The 2,024-nt window shown below is 44.8% G+C and carries 2 protein-coding genes; both read left to right on the top strand.

Annotation, left to right across the window (positions count from 1 at the left end; translation table 11 throughout):
* On the top strand, nt 1-1,086 hold a 1,086-nt coding region (locus AB4653_RS13120; protein ID WP_372104379.1), incomplete at its 5' end, for an OmpP1/FadL family transporter.
* Nucleotides 1,086-1,775, top strand: coding sequence for a hypothetical protein (locus AB4653_RS13115; RefSeq protein WP_009845534.1), 690 nt, complete (start codon nt 1,086-1,088; stop codon nt 1,773-1,775). The genes AB4653_RS13120 and AB4653_RS13115, both read left to right, overlap by 1 nt.
* Nucleotides 1,776-2,024: the final 249 nt, after the last annotated feature.

The following is a 2,024-nucleotide window of genomic DNA, read 5'->3' as shown; positions in this document are numbered from 1 at the left end:
GGTACAACTGGCGCAGGTGACGGTGTTTACTCTCGTTCAGCTGCTGCGATGTGGACCAACCCAGCAACCATGTCTCACATGGGCGAAAGCAAAACGACTATCAATACCATGGCGTTTGACCTTGAGATGAAATATCAAGACAACCAAGACTCTAGCGGTGATGGTAAAGGCCATTCAGTGTTGCCTTCATTTGGTGCTTTCCACGCGCATCAAGTAACAGACCAACTGCACCTTGGTATCGCACTTGGCGCTGTTGGTGGCTCAAGCCTTGATTACGGTAGCGATTGGGCAGGTGCTGCCCTTCTAGAAGAAATTACTCTGACCGCAATGCAAGTGAATCCATCACTGAGTTATAAGCTGAATGACCAATGGTCTGTTGGCGCAGGTATTCAATTGAGTTGGGCTGCATTACAACAGTCATCTTCTCTTTTTATAGCCAAGCAAGATACTGACTGGGCTTATGGTTATAACCTTGGTGTTATGTACACTCCAACAGAGAAGTTAAAATTGGGTGCGAGTTACCGCTCGAAACTAGAGCACGAATTTAACAATGATGTGAATGTCTTTACTGGCGGTAAACGTTCATTGAATACTGGTATTGATGTACCTGAACTCGTTGATGTCAGTGCAAGCTATGCATTGAATTCTCAATTAGATTTATTGGCAAGCATCCAGTTTCATCGTTGGAGCCAATGGGACAATACTGTTTTGGATCTAGGTACCAACGAAAATGGGGACTTCCCAATTAGTCAAACTCTACAACGTGACTGGGATGATGTTTGGAAATTTGCTGTTGGTGCTGACTACCAGCTGAACTCTGACTGGCGTTTAAAGGCGGGCTTCTCTTACGAAACCTCTCCACAAGACGATCCTTCAATGCAGTGGGTTGATCTCCCTGTAGGCGAACAGTATCGCTACTCGGTAGGTGCTTCAACGTATTGGGATGATATCTTGATCGATGTGTTCTACGAATACGCGGACTTAGGTTCGGTTGAGATGAATCGTGATGGACCTAAAGGGCGCAACTTGCTCAATGGTTCTTTCGATGGCCGTATCCACTTTGTTGGCCTTAGTGCGACCTTCTAATGACATTACGTACTCTATTATTTGTTGCTGCGGCAACGCTCGGGTCGATGGGGGCTTTTGCTGAAGAGAAGCACCCTGACGACCCGACTAAGATTGTAACCAAAGCTGGCGTTGCTTATAACGAAGAGCTTAAGTTTTCGGGCTCTATTGGGCTGGATGAAGCGCGAATGATCAACGCTCGTGTCAATGCGGACGGCGAAGAGTGGCGATTAGGCGGTTCATGGCTGTTGCCGATGGGTATCGTGAATTTCAACTTTAGCCGTTCTGAATATGATAACGATGCTTATAAGAACAACTACAGTATTGGCACATTTATACCACTGAGCTATTTCGATATTGAGCCGTTCGGTTGGCAAATCTTCCCAATGGCTGGTTACAGCTACAACGATGGTGAAGTAGCCGTATTCGATGGTGAGAATGTGGGTTCTGATTATGTATTGATGCCGAGCTCGACACATGGTGGCTATATCGGAGCGTTTGGCTTAAAAACGATAACCGATGAATGGTCTATCATGGGCTTTGGTGGTGGTTCAATGGGTTCTGACGATTATTCAGGGTATTGGGCAGGTGTCGGTGCTAGCTACAAGTTGAGTGATGCTCAATCATTCAACGTCTTCACTATTTTTGCTGAGGACGATTTTGGTGAAAATAACAGTGTTGGTGCGTCTTACACCTATGAGTTTAAATAGCTGTTAGCAATCCGCAGGTGGACGTCTCTCGTAAGAACCATTCACTTAGTCCGGATTAAATTGAACAAAGTCGCTTGTTAAAACTGAGCGACTTTCTTTTATTCTATTTCCCAATCTTTTTTATCTCTTTCTTCCTTTTTCTAATGTGAGAGTACTGCTCTCTTAATCTAGATTAAGTTTTCCTCGTCTTATTCTCTGTACTATCCGCATAAATCAACGCCCATTCAGTAATGGACAAAAGAGAGTCAC

It is taken from the genome of Vibrio sp. 10N.222.48.A3, assembly GCF_041475345.1.
GTDB lineage: Bacteria > Pseudomonadota > Gammaproteobacteria > Enterobacterales > Vibrionaceae > Vibrio > Vibrio tasmaniensis_A.
This window is presented reverse-complemented; position numbering and strand designations above follow the sequence as displayed.

Coding starts and splice junctions, on each gene's coding strand:
- AB4653_RS13115 (WP_009845534.1), top strand. CDS start 1,086: ATGACATTACGTACTCTATTATTTGTTGCTGCGGCAACGCTCGGGTCG.